This is a genomic window from Roseovarius aquimarinus, from assembly GCF_043661195.1.
GTDB classification, from domain to species: Bacteria; Pseudomonadota; Alphaproteobacteria; order Rhodobacterales; family Rhodobacteraceae; genus Roseovarius; species Roseovarius aquimarinus.
On the sequence record NZ_JBIHMM010000001.1, the window covers coordinates 44,844 to 61,176 of the forward strand.

Genomic DNA, 16,333 nt, shown 5'->3' on the forward strand with positions numbered 1-16,333 from the left:
GGCGCGCGCCTTACTTGCGGGGTTTGGCGCGCAAGGTCGGGTCCGCGTCGCGCGGGTTCTCGGGCCAGGGGTGGCGCGGATAGCGCCCGCGCATGTCGCGGCGCACATCGGCATAGCTGCTGTCCCAGAACCCCGGAATGTCGAGCGTCGTCTGAACCGGGCGCTGGGCGGGCGACAAGAGCGTCACGCGCAGCGGTGTTCTGCCGACCATCGGATGCGTGGTCTGGCCGAACATCTCCTGAAGGCGCAGCTGGATCTCGGGCGGATCGGTGTTGTAGTCGATAGGAATGCGGCGCCCCAAAGGGGTGGTGAAATGCGGAGGCGCCAGCGCATCGAGCGCCTGCATCTGCCCATAATCGAGCTGCGCGCGCAGCGCTTCCAGCATGTCGAAACGCCGCCACTCCTGCGCCGAGCGCACGCCGCCCAGAAAGGGAAGGAGCCACTCCTCGAGCTGGCCCATCAGCGCGTCCTCGCCCATATCGGGCAGATCCATGCCTGCGGCGCGGCCCAGTGCCACGCGCGCGGCGAAGTGGCGGGCAGCCTCGCTCCAGACCAGCCCGATCTCGCGCACGCCGTCCAGCATGGCCCGCGCGACGGCCTCTTCGGGCGCGTCCTTCCACTGCCGATCACCCAGAACGAGCGCGCCATAGCGTTCCTGCTGCCGCGCGATCACGCGGCCCTCGCGGCGCGACCAGGCGCAAACGTCGTGCCAGGCTATGCGATCCGCATAGAGCCGCCGCAGGTCCGCCTCGCCGAGCGGGATCGCCTGCCGGATGCGCGCTTCGCGCGGATTGCCGTCCGTATCCGTCACCACGATGAGACGCTGGCCCGCCAGCGGATCCTCGGGCGCGAGCACGGCGCCCTTGCCGCCCGACAGAAGAAAGCGCGGCGCGTCGCCGGGCCTGCGCAGGCCGATCCGGTCGGGATAGGCGAGGGCGGCCATCTCGGCATCCGCGAGGCCGGGGTGCTCGGCGACACCAAGGCCCGCTGCAAGGCGCTTTGCCTCGGCTCCGATCCGCGCGAGTGCGCCGCGCGCCGGGGCGTGCGGGTGCGGGCCGCGCGGATTGTGCAGCGCGGCGAGGCGAAGCGCGAGATCGGCGGGCGCGCCGCGCGGCAGGGGGTCGCGGTCCGACAACAGCGCCGCGAGCGGCGCGGCGCGCGGCCCCGCCACCGCGAGCATATGCGCAAGACGCGGGTGGAGCGGCAGGGCCGCCAGCGCGCGCCCGTGATCGGTGATGCGCCCGCCCTCATCGAGCGCGCCCAGCATCGCCAGAAGCGCCTGCGCCTCGGCGTAGCTGCCGGGATTGGGCTGGGTGAGGAAGGGCATGGCCTCGGGCGCCGCGCCCCAGAGCGCAAGCTCGAGCGCGAGCGGCGCGAGGTCCGCCGCCTCGATCTCGGCCGGGGGAAAGGCGGGAAGCGCGCCGTCCTGGCCTCGCGTCCAGAGCCTGTAGCAGACGCCCGGCGCGACGCGCCCCGCGCGGCCCTGCCGCTGCGCGGCCTCGGCGCGGCTCACGGGCTCGGTCACAAGCCGCGCCATGCCTGCACCGGGATCGAAGCGCATGCGGCGCGCGCGCCCGCCATCGACGACGACGCGCACATCCTCGATGGTCAGCGACGTCTCGGCGATGGCGGTGGCGAGCACGATCTTGCGCGTGCCGGGGTCGGGCGCGATCGCGGCGCGCTGGGCCGCGAAGTCCATCGCGCCGAAGAGCGGACGCAGGCTGCACCCGTCGGGCAGGCGCGGCCCAAGGCGCGCCTCGAGCCGGCGGATTTCGCCCTCGCCCGGCAGGAAGACGAGCACGCCGCCCGTCGTCTCGGAAAGCGCCTTCAGCGTCAGATCGGCCAGCGCCTCCTCGAGCCGCTGCGTCTTGGGGAGCGGCTGTTCGAGCCAGCGCGTCTCGACCGGATGGGCGCGCCCCTCGCTCGTGATGCGCGGCGCGTCCCCCATCAGCGCGGCGACGGGCGCCGCGTCGAGCGTCGCGGACATGGCCAGAAGCAGAAGATCGGGCCGCAGCGCGCCCGCGATCTCGAGGCAGAGCGCGAGGCCCAGATCGCTGTCGAGGCCGCGCTCGTGAAATTCGTCGAAGAGAACCGCGCCGATGCCCGAAAGCTCGGGATCCGACTGGATGCGGCGAATGAGGATGCCGGTGGTCACGACCTCGATCACGGTGTCCGCCGAGACCTTCGCCTCGCCGCGCACGCGGTATCCGACGCGGCGGCCCAGAGGCTCGCCCAGCGTTTCGGCCATGCGCTCGGCGGCGGCGCGCGCGGCGAGGCGGCGCGGCTCGAGCACGAGGATGCGCCCGCGCGCGAGACCCGCCTCCATCAGCGCGAGCGGCACGCGCGTCGTCTTGCCCGCGCCCGGCGGGGCCTCGAGCACGGCGCGGCCGCGTCGGTGCAGCGCGTCCAGAAGGCGCGGGAGCGCTTCCTCGATAGGCAGGGTGCTGGGGGCGTCGCGGCTCATCTAGTCGCGGGTCATCTCGGCGGCGCCGTAGGAGGATCTCACGTGGAGCGCGGTCGCGCGCATCGCGCCGCCTGCAGGCATGTAGCTCACGGCGAAGGGATATACGCTCTGGCGCTTCATCTCGGAGGCAGAGAAGCCCGCGACGCGCGTATAGGCGCCGGTGCAGGTGGTGGCGCCGTTCTCGCCCGCCTCGCGGCCCGTCATCGTGATGCGCGAGCGGCGCTGGCCGTCGAAGATGCTCACGTCATTGCGGCAGACACTGTCCGCGGGCCGGTCGCGCAGCACGCCCCAAAGCGCGGTGAGCGGATCGACGGTGCCGCCCTGCTGCGCGGGATCGAGCGCCTCGGGGTCGGCCGCGACCTCCTCGGCCACGGTGCCCCCGGCGATGCGCGGCACGCCGCCCGCATAGCGCAGCTCCACGGTCGAGCTGCGGCTGCCGGTGTCGATGCGCTCGTCATAGCGCGAGGGGGCGAGCGCGCCGCCCCTGAGACGGCCCGCCGCGCTCAGATCGAAGCCCGCATCGACGATGCTGCCGACCCCGCCGGTGCGGAAGGTTCCGCGCACGGCATAGCCGCCCGAGGCCTCGCGCGCTGCGAATTGCATCTTGCCGACCGGCAGCCCCAGAAGGCGCACATCCCAGACCTGACGCGTCTCCTCGGCGGGGGCGACCGCGCCGAGGCCGATACCGGCGGCGAGAAGCGGGGCGAGGAGGGCGAGGCGCATGATCGAGGCTCCGGAGTGAAGGGCGGCAGGGGCGCACTGGACAAATCCTCGCGCCGCGCGCCACAAAGGGCAAGGGCGCAGGACCTATGCGCGCGAGATAACGACCGAGAGGCGGCCATGAGCATCGACATTGCACAGCTTGAGCGCGGGATTGTCAAAGGGGATCGCCGGGCCCTCTCGCGCGCGATCACGCTTGTCGAGAGCAGCCGGGCGGATCATCGCCAGCTCGCCGCCGAACTCGTCGAGGCGCTGAAGGGCGAGGGGGGCGTCGCGCGCGAGGCGCTGCGCATCGGCCTCTCGGGCACGCCGGGCGTCGGCAAGTCGACCTTCATCGAGGCCTTCGGCGGCATGCTGACGGCGGAGGGCCTGCGCGTTGCGGTCCTCGCGGTCGATCCCAGCTCGGCGCGCTCGGGCGGCTCGATCCTCGGCGACAAGACGCGCATGGACCGGCTCAGCCGCGATCCCAATGCGTTCATCCGCCCGTCGCCCTCGGGCGCGCATCTGGGCGGTGTCGGGCGCCGCTCGCGCGAGGCGGTGGCGCTCTGCGAGGCGGCGGGCTTCGACGTGGTTCTGATCGAGACGGTGGGCGTGGGCCAGTCCGAAACGGTGGTGGCGGAGATGGCGGATCTCTTCGTTCTTCTGCTCGCCCCGGCGGGCGGGGACGAGCTTCAGGGCGTCAAGCGCGGGATCATGGAGATCGCGGATATCATCCTCGTCAACAAGGCCGATGGCGATCTGAAATCCGCCGCGAGCCGCACATGCGCCGACTATTCCGGCGCGCTGCGCCTTCTGCGCAAGCGGGCGCAGGACCCGGAGGGGTTTCCCAAGGCGATGATGGTCTCGGCGCTCGAGGACACCGGCATGCAGGCGGCATGGCAGGAGATGCGGGCGCTGGCCGACTGGCGGCGCGCGCATGGCCATTGGGACGCGCGCCGCGCCGCGCAGGCCCGCTACTGGTTCGGCGAGGAGGTCCGCCAGGGGCTTCTGGCGCAACTCGCGGCGCCCGAGGCGCGCGCCGCGATGGAGGAGCTGGGCGCCGCCGTGGCCGAGGGGCGCACGACCCCGGCGATCGCCGCCCAGGCGCTGCTGGAGCGGATCGGAGCGCAAACCGGAAAGCGTGGGTGAGGGGCGCTGCCCCTCCGCCGCGATGCGGCTCCTCCCCGGGATATTTGAGGGCAAGAAGAAGGGGCGCTTTCTTCTTGCCTGCAAATATCCTCGCCGAAGGCCCGAAAACTCTTTTGGCGGGCGTTTTATTGCCGGATGCGCCCCTTGACGGGCCAGGCGATTCCGCCTATCCACCGCCAACGGATTTTCGGGCGCGGCCTTTGCGGCGTCCTTTGGCCTTGCCGGCCGCTTGAACCCGAACTGACACGAGGCCGACTGGCCTTCACCTAGCAAGACGAGGATGACACCATGTCGCGCCGCTGCGAATTGACCGGAAAAGGCCCGATGGTTGGCAACAACTCCAGCCACGCCAACAACAAGACCAAGCGCCGGTATCTGCCGAACCTGAATGACGTGACGCTTCAGTCCGAGGCGCTGAACCGCGGCATCAAGATGCGCATTTCGGCCCATGCCCTGCGCAGCGTCGATCACCGTGGCGGTCTCGATGCGTATCTGGCGAAAGCCAAGGATGTCGAGCTGTCGCCCGCCGTGCTCAAGGTCAAGAAAGAGATCGCGAAGGCGCTGGCCGCTTCGGCCTGACCTTCGGGTTTTCGTGAAGAATTCAGCGAGGCCCCGCCGGAGACGGCGGGGCTTTTCTCATGCGACAAAATGTGCCGGCCAATGCTTTGCAACCCGCCGGCTCCGCGCCTAATCTGCGCGCAGCACCCACGCAATTCGAAAGGAATTCTTCATGTCCATCGCTCTTCGCTCGCTTCTTGCCGGCGCCGCCATGATGGCCGCGATGCCCGCCTTCGCGGCCGATATCATGGTCGAGGACGCCTATGCGCGCAGCGCGTCGCCCGCCGCGAAATCGGGCGCCGCCTTCATGCAGATCGTCAATCACGGCGAGGATGACCGGCTGATCGGCGCCGCATCGCCCGCCGCCGAGAAGGTCGAGCTGCATACCCATGTCGAGACCGGCGATGGCGTGATGCAGATGAAGCATGTCGAGGAGGGATTCGAAATCCCGATGCACGGCACGCTCAGCCTCGAGCGGGGCGGCAATCACGTCATGCTGATGGGGCTGACCGCGCCGCTCGAGCAGGGGGACAGCATCCCCGTCACGCTGACATTCGAGAAGGCGGGCGAGATGACCGTCGATGTGATGGTCGATCTGGAGCGCGCGCCGGGCGAGGGCGCGGGCCACGACATGGAGCATTCGCACGGCACCGACAAGGACGGCGCCAAGAAAGCGGAGTGAAAGGAAAAACCGGGTGGCCCCGCATGCCGGGGCCGCCTGATCGTCGGTTACGGGGGTAAGGCCCTCGCGGGCCGGGTCGGCGCCTCAGAGCAGCGAGATATTCGCCGCCATTTCGCGCCCGTCGCGTCCTTCCTGCAACTCGAAGCTGACCTTCTGATCATCTGCAAGCCCGGTCAGGCCCGAGCGTTCGACCGCCGAGATATGCACGAAGATATCCTTGCCGCCGCCCTCGGGTGCGATGAAGCCGTAGCCTTTGGTCGTATTGAACCACTTCACGGTGCCTGTCGGCATTCCGCTTCTCCTTCCAGTCTGTCCTGCCGGGCGAGTGCCGGGCCTTTCGGCAGGGGCGACGCGACTGCGGAGGTGCGGCCTCATGGCCCCCGGCCGCACCCTTGATCTTTACACGGGTTTTGTAAAAATCAAGCAAAACAGGCGAGGGCGCCGCGGAATCGCTGCCCTTGCGTCAATGAGCGGCGAAAGGCCGCGCAAAAATCGGACCGAAATGGAATGGGGACGGGCGCATCATGAAGATCTACGGGCTGAAGACCTGCGATACCTGCCGCAAGGCCGCGAAGGCGCTGCCGGGGGCCGACCTCGTCGATATCCGCGCCGAGCCGCTGGCCGAAGACACTTTGCGCGCGGCGCATGAGACGTTCGGCGACGCGCTTGTCAACACGCGCTCGACCACATGGCGCGGCCTGCCCGAGGCCGAGCGCGCCGCGCCGCCCCTCGATCTGCTGCGCCGGCATCCGGCGCTGATGAAGCGCCCATTGATCGATGCGGGCGGAACGCTCTATCTCGGGTGGGGTAAGGACGTGCAGGCGGCGCTGGCGGGCTGAAGCTGAGGCTCAGGCCGACGCGAGACGCCGTGCGGCCAGCCGATCGAGCGAGAGCGGGCCCGCGCCCTTGAGGACGAGGACGAGCAGCACGAAGATCCAGAGCGCGCGCTGGTCGAGGATGAGCGAATCGGGGGCGCGGTCGAACCAGGCGCCGATCGCCTCCGGCTCGGCCGAGAGGCCGTGGCCGATGATGTCGGTCAGCGATTGCACGATGATGAAGCCGATCATGCCGAGCGCGGCGAGCCGCGTGGCCAGCCCGACCGCGATGAGCGCGGGCAGGATGAACTCGGCCCATGTGCCTGCGGTGACGACCGCCCAATGATAGAAGCCGAGCTGGCTCGCATCATAGCCCGCAGCCTCCATCGCGCGCGGGAAGATCTGCGCATAGGCGCCGAGCGAGGGCGAGAAGAGGCCGAGGATGCCGTCGCCCAGCTTGGTCAGCCCCGAGGCCCAGAAATAGACCATGAGGATCGCGGCGAAGAGAAGCCGCGCGGTGAGGCTCAGGGCCCCGTCGGCCTTGCCTAGAAAATGCGCGGCGTCTTGGTAGCGCTGGATGAGGCGGCTCATGAAGTCTCTCCGGGTATGAGGCGGGCGAGCGCGCCGCCGCCGATAAGGATGCCGAGGGCGGCGGGTAGATCGAAATCGGGCGCTGTTGTGATAGCGCGATCATGGGCCGCGCCGATGGTCTCGCCCTCTGCCAGCGCCGCGATGAAATCGGCCGCGCCGGGCCCTGCGACCGCCATTTGCGGATCGAAGCCGGGGCGCGTGATTATGACATCCTGCGGCATGCCGGGCGGCTGGGGCGCGCCCTCCTGCATGTTGTAGGCCCAGATCGCGTGCACGGGCCAGCGCGAACGAACGATGCGCAGCGCCGGGGCGATCGTCAGCCTCGCCGCGGGCAGCCGCTCGGGCGGCAGCTCTTGCAGGATAGATGGATCGAGCGGGGCCGCGTCGGCGGCGTGGTAGGATTCGCGCAACGCTTGCTCGAGCCGCGCGACGTCCGAAAGGTAGGGCAGGTGATGGAGCGGCGCGAAGTCCGCCAGAAAGCCGGGCAGGGCTGCGCCATAGACCGCGATCATGGGTTTCTCGGGCGGGTGGCTGCGCAGAAAGACACCCATGACGGCGCGGAAATTGCGCGGCCCGATCAGCTTTCGAACCGCCGGAAAGCCGACTTCGAGCGCATCGATCAGGCTCGTTGCCACATTGTTGCGATAGACGTCGAAACGCCGCCCCACCGGCCCGCCGCGCCCGTCGCCCAGCCCCGGCGGCGCGGGCAGGTCGGGCGCGAGCAGTGCCGCGCGGAAGGCGGTCTGCGTGCTCATGCCGGCACCTTCGCGCGATGCCGGGACAGCGCCTCGGCGGCGCGGGCGGCCTCGGCGCGCAGGATGGGCCAGTCCGGCACATCGGCGTCCCATTCGATCAAGAGCGGGCGCGGGCCGGTGCGGGCGAGCGTGTGGTCCAGAAGCGCCCAGACAGGATCGGCCACCTCGCGCCCATGGCTGTCGATCAGAAGCGGCGTCTCGCCGTTCTCGTCCTCGTCATGGCCGCCCAGATGCAACTCGCCCACATGTTGGACGGGAAAGGCGTCGATATAGGCGCGCGCGTCCATCCCGAGGTTATGGGCCGAGATGAAGACATTGTTCACATCGAGCAGAAGGCCGCAGCCGGTGCGCGCGGCGATCTCGGCCAGAAAGTCGGTCTCGGACAGGGTGCTGGCATCGAAGCTGAGATAGCTCGACGGGTTTTCCAGAAGCATCGGACGCTTGAGGGCGGTCTGCACCTCGTCGATATGCTCGCAGACGCGCGCGAGGGTCGCGGGCGTGTAGGGCAGGGGCAGAAGATCGTTGAGATAGGCGCCGTCATGCGTGGACCAAGCGAGATGTTCGGAAAAACTCGCGGGGTTCAGCCATTCGGTGAGATGCGCGAGCCGCGCGAGATGCGCCTTGTCGAGCGGCGCCTCGCCGCCGATGCTGAGCCCGACGCCATGCACCGAGATCGCGAACCGCTCCGAGAGGGCACGCAGTTGCGCGAGCGGGCGGCCGCCGTCGCCCATGTAATTCTCGGCATGTATTTCGAGCCAGGTGACGGGCGCGGGATCGGCCATGAGATCCGCGTAATGCTGCGCCTTGTAGCCGACGCCGATGCCATGCGGCAGGTCGGTCTGCGGGGTGTCGCTGCGGTCGAGCATGGCGCGTCTCCTCATCGTCGCGTGGGTGGGCGAAGGGACGGGCGAAGCGCCGAGGCGCCGCGCCCGCCATCTGTCTGGCGTCAGGCCGGCAGGTCGCGGTCCAGCTCTTCGAGCGAGCCTTGGCGCGGCGTGCCGTCCGCCATCGCGGGCAGTTCCATCGTGGTGCAGGTGCCTTCGTCGACGAGCGTCCAGGCGTTGCCCTGGTAGTCGACTTTCGATGTGCCGGCGCAGGACGTGCCCGCACCCGCCTTGCAGTCGTTCTCGCCGGCGAGCGAGACGCCGTAGCATTTCACCTGGCCGGCAGCCGAAGCAACGGTGGCCTGGGCGGCGAGGGCTGCGGTGAAGGCGCCGGCGATGGCGGCGGTTTTCATCATGTTGGACATATTCGGTCTCCCTATGGATGTGGTGTCGCGCTGAGTGCCGCGATGCCATGACCATAGGGAAGGCCGGGCGCGCCGGGCCAATCACGGAATCGTCAGACACGGATCTGTCAGATCCGCGTCAGAACGTCGCACCTGATTTCAAAAGAAAATTTTGGCTCGGCTTGTGCGGCGCGGCGAAATATTTCGTCGCCGCGTCACAATTCCGGACCGATTGTTACACGAGATCGGGGGCGAGAGCGTCCTGGCCCAGCGTCTCGAGAACGCCATCCAGAGCCTCGACACGCTTCTCTTCCTCGCCGAGGCGGCGCAGGGACACGGTGCGATCCTCGACCTCGCGATGCCCGCAGGCGAGGATGACCGGCACCTTGCCGACCGAATGCTCGCGCACCTTGTAGTTGATCTTCTCGTTGCGCGTATCGGCCTCGGCCCGCACGCCGCGCGCCTTGAGCGCGGCCACGACCTCGTGCACGTAATCATCCGCCTCCGAGACGATGGAGGCCACGACCACCTGACGCGGCGCGAGCCAGAAGGGCAGCTTGCCCGCGTGCTCCTCGATCAGGATGCCGATGAAGCGCTCGAAACTGCCCAGAGTGGCGCGGTGCAGCATGACGGGGCGGTGCTTGCCGCCATCCTCGCCGATATAGGTGGCGTCGAGCCGCTCAGGCAGGACGAAATCCACCTGATGCGTGCCGCATTGCCAGTCTCGCCCGATCGCGTCGGTCAGAACGAATTCCAGCTTGGGGCCATAGAATGCGCCTTCGCCGGGGTTGAGCACCGGCTCGATCCCGGCGGCGCGCGTGGCGCTCAGAAGGGCGGCCTCGGCCTTGTCCCAGACCGCGTCGCTGCCCGAGCGCTTCTCGGGGCGGTCTGAGAACTTGACGCTGAAATTCTCGAAGCCGAGATCGCGGTAGACCTCCGACAGGAAGCGGATGAATTCGGCCGTCTCAGCCTCGATCTGATCTTCGCGGCAGAAGATATGCCCGTCATCCTGGGTGAAGCCCCGCACGCGCATGATACCATGCAGCGCGCCCGACGGCTCGTAACGGTTGCACGAGCCGAATTCGGCCATGCGCAAGGGCAGATCGCGGTAGCTTTTGAGGCCCTGATTGAAGATCTGGACGTGGCAGGGGCAGTTCATCGGCTTGAGCGCGTTGACCGCCTTCTCGCGGGCATGCTCCTCGTCCACTTCGACGATGAACATGTTTTCCTGATATTTCTCCCAATGCCCGGACTCGACCCAGAGCTGGCGGTCCACGACCTGCGGCGTGTTCACCTCGACATAGCCGCCCGCGCGCTGCTTGCGGCGCATGTAGTCCTGAAGCGTCGTGTAGATGGTCCAGCCATTCGGGTGCCAGAAGATCTGGCCGCGCGCCTCTTCCTGCATGTGGAAAAGGTCCATCTCGCGGCCGAGCTTGCGGTGATCGCGCTTGGCGGCCTCCTCAAGCATCATCAGATGCGCCTTCAGCTTCTCCTTGGAGCTGAAGGCGACGCCGTAGATGCGTTGCAGCATCTCGCGCTTGCTGTCGCCGCGCCAATAGGCGCCCGCGACGCTCATCAGCTTGAACGCATCGGCCGGAAGCTGGCCGGTATGCTGCAAATGCGGGCCGCGGCAGAGGTCCTGCCACTCGCCATGCCAATACATGCGCAAGGGCTCGTCGCCGGGGATCGCCTCGATCAGCTCGACCTTGAAGGGCTCGTTCGCGTCCTTGTAGTGCCGGACCGCGCGCTCGCGCTCCCACACTTCGGTGCGGACGGGATCGCGCGCGTTGATGATGTCGCGCATCTTTTTCTCGATCAGGCCGAGGTCTTCGGGCGTGAAGGGCTCGGCGCGGTCGAAATCGTAATACCAGCCGTTCTCGATCACCGGGCCGATGGTGACTTTGACGTCGGGCCAGATCTCCTGCACGGCGCGGGCCATGACATGCGCGAGGTCGTGCCGGATCAGCTCGTTCGCCTGCGGCTCGTCCTGCATGGTATGGATGGCGATGCTGGCGTCCTGCTCGATCGGCCATTGCAGATCGTAGTGGCGTCCATCGACCGTGGCGGAAATCGCCTTTTTCCCGAGGGATGTGGAAATATCCGCGGCCACCTCGCCGGGGGTGATGCCGGGGGCGTATTGCCGCGCGTTGCCATCGGGGAATGTCAGGGAGATCTGGGCCATCTGGGGCGCTCCTCGTCGGTTTGGCGCCTACGCGTGCGCCCGGTTGCGAATGAGTGATCCTTGTGCCGCCGCCCCTTGGCGCTGTCAAGCGGCAGACCGCCGATGGCGATGGGGAAACCGGCTTGGTTTGCCGCGGTGCGGCGGCTAGACTGGGACAAACGTCCCTCAAATGGAGCGCGCGATGACCGGCTACAATCCGAATATCGAGATCAGCATTCAGGACATGGACCTGATCGAAGATGCCCTGCGCCACGCCAAGCGGCGGCTGTCGATGCCCGGTGGCGCCGATGCCGACGCCCCGATCGCGGGCCACAGCGTGCGCGAGATCGACGAGCTTCTGGGCCGCCTGCACAATCAGAAGGTCTTCTTCCGGCCCCGCAAGACGCCCTATGTCGGGGGGTGACCCCATGACGCAAGAGCCTGAATTCCTCGAAACGCCCAGCGGGCGGCTCATCGCCTTTCGCCGCAGCGAGGGGCAGGGGCCCGGCACCGTCTTTCTCGGCGGCTTCATGTCCGACATGGAGGGCACCAAGGCCGTCCATCTGGAGGCACGGGCGCGCGCCGAGGGCCGCGCCTTCCTGCGGTTCGACTATTCGGGGCATGGCGCCTCGTCCGAAGAGTTCACGGCTGGCTGCATTTCGGACTGGGCCGAGGATGCCGCCGCCGTCATCGAGGCCTGCACGGATGGCAAGCAGATCCTCGTCGGCTCGTCGATGGGCGGGTGGATCGCGCTGCTGCTTGCGAAGCGGATGCCCGAGCGGGTGGCGGGCCTCGTCACCATCGCCGCCGCGCCGGATTTCACCGAAGACAGCATGTGGGCGGGCATGAACGAGATCGAACGCGCCAAGCTGATGCGCGAGGGCAAGATCCTGCGCCCGAGCGACTATGACGCACCCTACCAGATCACCCGCAAACTGATCGAGGACGGGCGCCGGAACCTCGTTTTGCGTGATCCGCTCGATTTGCCCTTTCCTGTTCGATTTCTGCAAGGAACGGCGGACCTTGATGTGGATAAGTCGGTTGCATTATCGCTTTTGGACCATGTGCGCGGAGACGATATGCGTCTCACGCTGGTCGATGGGGCCGATCATCGCTTCTCGGATCCGGACTGTCTCGCCCTGATCGACGCGAGCGTCGCCGAGGTCGCGGCGCGCGCGGTCTGAGCCGACGGTCGATGCCGGTTGACGCGCCCGCCCGCTCTGCCAAGGTGCGCCCCAGCGTCGGATATGGCGCCCCCAGAAAGGACCGCTTTGAATGAACGAGCCCATCGTTCTTTTGCCTGACATGATGTGCGACGCGCGGCTCTACGGCCCGCAACTCGCCGCCTTTTCCAAATCCTTCGCGATCACGGTGGCGCCGCTCACGGGGGGCGACCGCATCGAGGAGATGGCGTCGAACCTTCTCGACGTGCTGCCGCGCCGCTTTGCGGTGGCCGGGCTGGGGCTGGGCGCGAGCGCGGCGATGGAGATCGTGCGCCGCGCGCCGGACCGCGTCACGCGCATCGCGCTGATGAACGCCAGCGCCTTCGCCGAGACGCCGCAGACCGTGGCCGATTTCGAGCCGGTCGTCGTCAAGGCGCGGGCGGGCAATCTGCGCGACTTCGCCGCCGGGGTTATCCCGCCCGAAACGCTCGCCCCCGGCCCGATGCGCGCCGAGGTGATGGAACTGGTGCATGACATGGTGGCCCATCTGGGCAAGGAGACGGTCATCCGCCAATTGCGCGCGATGCAGCGCCGGCGCGATTATCAGGCGGTCCTGCGCAAGATCAAGATCCCCGCGCTGGTGCTCTGCGGTGCCCATGAGGGCGGCGCCCCGATCAAGCGGCACAAGTTTCTGGCCGATCTCATCCCCTATGCGGAACTGACGGTGATCGAGAGCGCGGGCCGGCTTCCCTCGCTCGAGCAGCCGGACGAGACGACGGACGCGCTCATGACCTGGCTGCGTCAGCCGCTCGTCCTGCGATAGCTGCGCGCCTCAAGGGCGGCGCGCAAATTCTTCAGGCCGCTTGGTTTTTCGCCGCGATCTTGACTGCCTTTCCGTCGCTCGCGTCGATGAACTTGAGCACGAGCGGGCGGATGTTCTTGCGCCAGCTGCTGCCCGCGAAGATGCCGTAATGGCCCGCGTCGGGCTCGAGATGGCTGTTCTTCTTGGCGTCCGGCAGACCCGTCAGCAGATCGAGCGCGGCGATGCACTGGCCGGGGGCCGAGATATCGTCCTTGCCGCCTTCGACCGTCATCACGGCGACCCGGTTGATCTTGCCCAGATCGACGGCGCGTCCCTCGATCGTGAAGCTGTTCGTGGCGATCTCGCGGTTCTTGAAGATGCGCTCGACCGTCGAGAGATAGAATTCTGCGGGCATGTCCATCACGGCGAGATACTCGTCGTAGAATCTGTTGTGCCGGTCGTGATCGCTGTCCTCGCCGCGCGCGACGCGGGCGATCTGCTCGCTGAACGCCTTGGCATGCGTCTCGCCATTCATCGAGATGAAGGAGGCGAGTTGCAGAAGGCCCGGATAGACCATGCGCCCGACGCCCGGATACTTGAAGCCAACTCGCTGAAGCATCGTCTGCTCGAGCTGGCCCATCGTGACGCGGCGCCCGAAATCGGTGACCTCGGTCGGGGCGGCATCGGGATCGACCGGCCCGCCGATGAGGATGAGCGAGCGCGGCTGCGCCTCCGGCTCGGCCTCGGCGAGATAGGCCGTGGCGGCCAGCGCGAGCGGCACCGGCTGGCAGACCGCGACGACATGCGTGTCAGGCCCCATTTCGCGCATGAATTCAGCGAGGTAGAGCGTGTAATCCTCGACGTCGAACTTGCCCTCGCTCACCGGGATGTCGCGGGCGTTGTGCCAGTCGGTGACATAGACTTCGCAATCCACCAGAAGGCTTTTGACGGTCGAGCGCAGCAGCGTCGCATAATGGCCCGACATGGGCGCGACCAGCAGGATCTTGCGCTTCATCTTGCGCCGACCCGGCACCGCGAAATGCAGCAGGTTGCCGAAGGGCTTTTCGACCACCGTGTCGATGCTCACCAGATGATCCTTGCCATCCTCGCAGGTGAAGGTGCGGATGCCCCAATCGGGCTTGGTCACCATGCGGTCGAACGTCCGCTCGGTCACCTCGCCCCAGGCCGCCAGCCATTGGAAGGCGGGGTTTGGCGTCATGCTGAAAATCGGATAGGATGCGAAGGAAAGTGCCGTCGCCCCAAGCCATTGATTGGCGTTGCGCAAGGTTTCCATCATGTCATAGGTGGCCATGTAGCGCATGTGACTCCTTCAGGGCGAAAGCCCTATCTTTGTGGCGTGCCGCGCGCCATGCTGGTGCGACGGGACAATGCTGCAAGGCAGAAACTTAGAGGTTCGAAGGCGATATGGCAACGGATCAGCGCAAAAGCGGCACCAAAGATGACGAAAAAGCCGAAAGCGCCGGGGGCGAGGGCGGCGCCGCGCGCGAGCGCATGGCCGAGAATCTCGCGCGGGTCGAGGAATTGTCCAAGCGCCTCATCGCCGCGCTGGCGCAGCGCAATCCGCCCAATGCCGTGCTGAACGGGCCGGGGCAGGATCTCTTCGCCAAGGCCGCCGCTTCCTACTGGAGCGAGGCGATCGAGAATCCGGCGCGCCTTTACGAGCACCAACTCTCCTATTGGAGCGAGTCGGTGCGCCATTTCATGGAAGCGCAGCGCCTGATGCTGACCGCGACGCCCGCGCCCGCGGATGACAAGCCGGCGGACAAGCGGTTCTCCAACCCGCTCTGGACCACGCACCCTTATTTTCGCTACGTGCGCGAGCAATACGAGCTGAACGCGCGGGCCGTGGCCGAAGCCGTCTCCGAGGCCAGCGATCTGAGTCCCGTCGAGCAAAAGCGCCTCGCCTATTTCTCGCGCCAGATCGTCGACATGATGGCGCCCACGAATTTTCTGGGCACCAACCCCGACGCGCTCGAGCGCGCGGTCGAAACCGAGGGCGAGAGCCTCGTGCGCGGGCTCGAGAATCTCGTCGCGGATCTCGAGGCAAACAATGGCGAGATGGTCGTCCGCCTCGCGGATGAAAGCGCCTTCCGACTGGGCGAGAACATCGCCACGACCCCCGGCAAGGTCGTCTTTCGCAACCAGATGATGGAGCTCATCCAATATGCGCCCGCGACGGACGAGGTGCGCGAGATCCCCCTCGTCATCTTCCCGCCCTGGATCAACAAGTTCTACATCCTCGATCTCAAGGCGCAGAACAGCCTGATCAAGTGGATCACCGAACAGGGCTACACGCTCTTCGTCGTCTCTTGGGTCAACCCCGATGCCAGCCATGCCGAGATCGGGCTCGAGGATTATGTCGAGGAGGGGTATCTCGCCGCGATCCGCGAGGCCAAGGCGATCTGCGGCACCAAGAGCGTCAACGCGGTGGGCTATTGCATCGCGGGCACCACTCTGGCGCTGACCTTGGCGCTGATGAAGGCGCGGGGCGATACATCGGTCAACTCGGCCACCTTTTTCACCGCGCTCACCGATTTCGACAATCAGGGCGAATTCACGCCCTTCCTTCAGGACGATTTCGTCAGCGGCATCGAGGCCGAGATCGAGGCGCAGGGCATCCTGCGCTCCTTCATTCTCGGGCGCACGATGAGTTTCCTGCGCTCGAACGATCTGATCTACACGCCCGCGATCCGCAGCTACATGATGGGCGAGGCGCCCCCGGCCTTCGATCTGCTCTACTGGAACGGAGACGGCGCCAACCTGCCCGGGCGCATGACGCGGCAGTATCTGCGGGGTCTGTGCCAGCGCAACGAATTCGCGGGCGAGGGGTTCGAACTTCTGGGGCACAAGCTGCGCCTGCGCGATATCGATCTGCCGCTCATGGCCGTGACCTGCGAGACCGACCATATCGCTCCGTGGAAGGACTGCTTTCGCGGCATGGGGAAGACCGCCGCGAAGGACCGCACCTTCATCGTCTCGCAATCGGGCCATATCGCGGGCATCGTCAATCCGCCCTCCAAGAAGAAATACGGCCATTACACCAACGGCGACTGGAGCGGCGATGCCGAGGCCTGGATGAAGGCCGCGACCTTCCACGAAGGCAGCTGGTGGCCGCGCTGGGAGGCGTGGCTGCGCCCGCGCTCGGGCAAGATGGTGCCCGCGCGCACGCCCGGCGATTCGGCGCATCCCCCGCTCGAAGATGCCCCCGGCACCTATGTGCGGGCCAAGGCGGCGCGGTAAAAACT

General features: G+C 67.4%; 17 protein-coding genes. 8 read left to right on the forward strand and 9 right to left on the reverse strand.

Features of this window, described 5'->3' with window-relative positions; genetic code table 11:
* Positions 1-10: 10 nt before the first annotated feature.
* Together hrpB and ACGRVM_RS00215 are read right to left on the reverse strand one after the other, a co-directional pair.
* On the reverse strand, positions 11-2,464 hold the full coding sequence (gene hrpB, locus ACGRVM_RS00210) for an ATP-dependent helicase HrpB (RefSeq protein ID WP_377169896.1): 2,454 nt from the start codon (positions 2,462-2,464) through the stop codon (positions 11-13).
* On the reverse strand, positions 2,465-3,187 hold the full coding sequence (locus ACGRVM_RS00215) for a DUF3108 domain-containing protein (protein WP_377169894.1): 723 nt from the start codon (positions 3,185-3,187) through the stop codon (positions 2,465-2,467).
* A gap of 123 nt (positions 3,188-3,310) precedes the next feature.
* Between ACGRVM_RS00215 and meaB the strand changes: the two genes are divergently transcribed.
* From meaB to ACGRVM_RS00230, 3 genes are all read left to right on the forward strand, one after another.
* Positions 3,311-4,312, forward strand: coding sequence for a methylmalonyl Co-A mutase-associated GTPase MeaB (meaB, locus tag ACGRVM_RS00220; RefSeq protein ID WP_377170069.1), 1,002 nt, complete (start codon positions 3,311-3,313; stop codon positions 4,310-4,312).
* Between the two features lie 288 nt (positions 4,313-4,600).
* Positions 4,601-4,891, forward strand: a complete 291-nt coding sequence (rpmB, locus tag ACGRVM_RS00225) for a 50S ribosomal protein L28 (RefSeq protein WP_377169892.1) — start codon at positions 4,601-4,603, stop codon at positions 4,889-4,891.
* Positions 4,892-5,042: 151 nt separating this feature from the next.
* Complete coding sequence (locus ACGRVM_RS00230) at positions 5,043-5,552, forward strand: copper chaperone PCu(A)C (RefSeq protein ID WP_377169890.1); 510 nt, start codon at positions 5,043-5,045, stop codon at positions 5,550-5,552.
* Between the two features lie 84 nt (positions 5,553-5,636).
* On the opposite strand, the gene ACGRVM_RS00235 is transcribed toward ACGRVM_RS00230, so the two are convergent.
* Entirely contained in the window at positions 5,637-5,843 is a 207-nt protein-coding gene (locus ACGRVM_RS00235) for a cold-shock protein (protein WP_377169888.1), read from the reverse strand.
* A 233-nt stretch (positions 5,844-6,076) separates the two neighbouring features.
* On the opposite strand from ACGRVM_RS00235, the gene ACGRVM_RS00240 reads away from it, so the two are divergent.
* Positions 6,077-6,391 carry an arsenate reductase family protein gene (locus tag ACGRVM_RS00240; RefSeq protein WP_377169886.1) on the forward strand — a complete coding sequence of 105 codons (315 nt, stop codon included), beginning with the start codon at positions 6,077-6,079 and terminating at the stop codon, positions 6,389-6,391.
* 9 nt (positions 6,392-6,400) lie between these two features.
* Here ACGRVM_RS00240 and ACGRVM_RS00245 read toward each other — a convergent pair whose 3' ends face one another.
* The 5 genes from ACGRVM_RS00245 to thrS all read right to left on the reverse strand — a co-directional run bounded on the left by ACGRVM_RS00245 (position 6,401) and on the right by thrS (position 11,123).
* A complete protein-coding gene (locus ACGRVM_RS00245; protein WP_377169884.1) occupies positions 6,401-6,958 on the reverse strand; it encodes a DoxX family protein in 558 nt (185 codons plus the stop codon).
* The gene (locus tag ACGRVM_RS00250) at positions 6,955-7,713 is read right to left on the reverse strand and encodes an HvfC/BufC N-terminal domain-containing protein (protein ID WP_377169882.1); all 759 of its coding nucleotides are present in this window, start codon (positions 7,711-7,713) and stop codon (positions 6,955-6,957) included. Before ACGRVM_RS00250 ends, ACGRVM_RS00245 begins: the two co-directional genes overlap by 4 nt.
* Positions 7,710-8,579: an MNIO family bufferin maturase gene (bufB, locus tag ACGRVM_RS00255; RefSeq protein ID WP_377169880.1), complete on the reverse strand. Its 870-nt coding sequence runs from the start codon at positions 8,577-8,579 to the stop codon at positions 7,710-7,712. The genes ACGRVM_RS00250 and bufB overlap by 4 nt, the downstream gene beginning before the upstream one ends.
* 80 nt (positions 8,580-8,659) lie before the next feature.
* Entirely contained in the window at positions 8,660-8,962 is a 303-nt protein-coding gene (locus ACGRVM_RS00260; protein WP_377169878.1) for a BufA1 family periplasmic bufferin-type metallophore, read from the reverse strand.
* Between the two features lie 214 nt (positions 8,963-9,176).
* The gene (thrS, locus tag ACGRVM_RS00265) at positions 9,177-11,123 is read right to left on the reverse strand and encodes a threonine--tRNA ligase (RefSeq protein WP_377169876.1); all 1,947 of its coding nucleotides are present in this window, start codon (positions 11,121-11,123) and stop codon (positions 9,177-9,179) included.
* 181 nt (positions 11,124-11,304) lie between these two features.
* Between thrS and ACGRVM_RS00270 the strand changes: the two genes are divergently transcribed.
* The 3 genes from ACGRVM_RS00270 (at position 11,305) to ACGRVM_RS00280 (ending at position 13,088) form a co-directional block, all read left to right on the forward strand.
* Positions 11,305-11,526 carry a hypothetical protein gene (locus ACGRVM_RS00270; protein ID WP_377169874.1) on the forward strand — a complete coding sequence of 74 codons (222 nt, stop codon included), beginning with the start codon at positions 11,305-11,307 and terminating at the stop codon, positions 11,524-11,526.
* 4 nt (positions 11,527-11,530) lie between these two features.
* Positions 11,531-12,286 carry an alpha/beta hydrolase gene (locus tag ACGRVM_RS00275; protein ID WP_377169872.1) on the forward strand — a complete coding sequence of 252 codons (756 nt, stop codon included), beginning with the start codon at positions 11,531-11,533 and terminating at the stop codon, positions 12,284-12,286.
* A gap of 91 nt (positions 12,287-12,377) precedes the next feature.
* Positions 12,378-13,088, forward strand: a complete 711-nt coding sequence (locus ACGRVM_RS00280) for an alpha/beta fold hydrolase (RefSeq protein ID WP_377169870.1) — start codon at positions 12,378-12,380, stop codon at positions 13,086-13,088.
* 31 nt (positions 13,089-13,119) lie between these two features.
* Here the strand turns inward: ACGRVM_RS00280 and phaZ are convergent, their stop codons facing one another.
* Positions 13,120-14,388, reverse strand: coding sequence for a polyhydroxyalkanoate depolymerase (gene phaZ / locus ACGRVM_RS00285; protein ID WP_377169868.1), 1,269 nt, complete (start codon positions 14,386-14,388; stop codon positions 13,120-13,122).
* A 191-nt stretch (positions 14,389-14,579) separates the two neighbouring features.
* Between phaZ and ACGRVM_RS00290 the strand changes: the two genes are divergently transcribed.
* Entirely contained in the window at positions 14,580-16,328 is a 1,749-nt protein-coding gene (locus ACGRVM_RS00290; protein ID WP_377170067.1) for a PHA/PHB synthase family protein, read from the forward strand.
* The last annotated feature ends 5 nt before the right edge of the window (positions 16,329-16,333 follow it).